The sequence below is a fragment of the Alteromonas sp. MmMcT2-5 genome (assembly GCF_022348315.1).
GTDB lineage: Bacteria > Pseudomonadota > Gammaproteobacteria > Enterobacterales > Alteromonadaceae > Alteromonas > Alteromonas macleodii.
Genome location: NZ_JAKRFB010000121.1, coordinates 1 through 1,827 on the forward strand (window position 1 = coordinate 1; position 1,827 = coordinate 1,827).

Consider the following 1,827-nt stretch of genomic DNA (forward strand, 5'->3'; position numbering starts at 1 on the left):
CTGGTCGCTCACAACGTGAAGAAGACTGGATAATGGCGCACGTAAGAACGTTCCGCCACCTTGGCGGTGTACCCCGTTTACTTGTGCCGGATAACCTGAAATCGGCCGTTACCAAAGCCCACCGCTACGCGCCTACGCTAAATGAAAACTATGCCAAAATGGCGCGGCATTATGGCTGTGCCATTGTGCCTGCACGCCCATATAAACCGAAGGATAAAGCCAAAGCAGAAAATGCGGTGCTGATTGTTGAGCGTTGGATATTAATGCGATTGCGACGTGAGAGCTTCTACACCCTAGCGGGTCTAAATGCGCGGATTAAAGTGTTAATGGCAGAGTTAAATAATCGGCCACAACGCTTATACCCAGGCTCTCGTCGTGAACAGTTTGAACTGCTCGATAAGCCAGCCTTAATGCCATTACCTGGCACCATGTATGAGTACATCGACAGTAAATGGGCGAAGGTAGGGCCGGATTACCATGTGTTGTACCAAAAGCATGCTTACTCTGTACCACACACTTTAGTGGGCAACACGGTGACCATAGAGGCAAGTGGCAGTGTGGTCAGCATCTATCATCACAATCAACTGGTAACACAGCACGCTAAATCAGCAAAAGAAGGCGGCTTCTCAACCCAAAAAGAACACATGCCGGACAGCCATGTAAAACAGCGCTTCAGTGCTGAGCGCTTACTGCACTGGGCTGAGAATATCGGTGTGGGTACCCGTGGTGTGGTGCAGTGGCACATCCATAGTCGCAAACATCCTGAGCAAGCGATTAAAAGCTGCTTAGCTATCCTAAACCTCACTAAACAACATGGTGCTGCGCGACTTGAAGCCGCTTGCCAAAAGGCATTACTGCTAGAACGCCCTCACCGGAGTGTGGTGATGAACTTACTCAAACATCATCAAGAAAGCATACCGAGCACCGCTGTTGAGCAGGATGAGCAGCCTGTCACCCATCACAATATCCGCGGCCAACATTACTATCAATAGGAAAACCCATGACACAATCTCAATTACAAGAGCAACTACGTAGCTTACGGCTTGGGCACTTCGCTCAAGCGTTACAGCAACAACAAAGCCAAGCGACAACTTACGACGAGATGAGCTTCGAAGAGCGCTTAGGATTGCTGGCACAGCATGAAATTCATTGTCGGCAAGACAGCAAAGTGAAGCGTTTACTGCGCCAGGCAACCTTGCGCTTAGAGGCTCATGCCAGCCGATTGGAATACCGTGCAGAGCGCGGCCTACGCAAAGATAAAGTCGCCACACTGTTAAGCGGCCAATACTTACATCACGCCCACAACATTATCGTTACCGGTGCAACAGGATGCGGAAAAACGTACTTCGCATGCGCGTTAGCCAGACAAGCCTGTGAACAACATCATACGGTGCGATATTACCGACTTGGGCAGCTTCTTGATGAACTGAATATCGGCCACGCCGATGGCAGTTACCGACAACAGCTTGCACAACTCGCTAAGAAAAAGCTGCTCATCCTGGACGACTGGGGAATGGAAAAACTGAGCGCACGTCAGGCTAATGACTTACTTGATGTGATGGAAGAGCGATACCAAAACACCAGTACCATTATCGCCAGCCAGTTACCCGTTACCGAATGGTACAAACTCATCAGTAACCCCACTGTGGCAGATGCATTACTCGACCGTTTATTGCACAACAGTCATCGAATTGAACTGGCTGGCGAATCGATGAGAAAACTAGACCAATCCGATCACTTAAGGTAAAACTGGCAGGGACGAAAAAGAAGATGAAAAAGTGATCGGATAAAACCGAAACGACCGATCGGATTCACCGAAATACGCAC

Annotated in this window: 2 protein-coding genes; both read left to right on the forward strand. The window is 49.3% G+C overall.

The features are described 5' to 3' along the window. A partial coding sequence (istA, locus tag MHN09_RS21165) for an IS21 family transposase (protein WP_239241832.1) occupies positions 1–992 on the forward strand: 992 nt, incomplete at its 5' end. An 8-nt stretch (positions 993–1,000) separates the two neighbouring features. Beyond that, the gene (gene istB, locus MHN09_RS21170; protein ID WP_239241833.1) at positions 1,001–1,747 is read left to right on the forward strand and encodes an IS21-like element helper ATPase IstB; all 747 of its coding nucleotides are present in this window, start codon (positions 1,001–1,003) and stop codon (positions 1,745–1,747) included. Positions 1,748–1,827 lie beyond the last annotated feature (80 nt).

What these genes read in the sequence shown, in the direction of transcription:
- istB (WP_239241833.1), top strand. Translation starts at nt 1,001, where the DNA reads ATGACACAATCTCAATTACAAGAGCAACTACGTAGCTTACGGCTTGGG.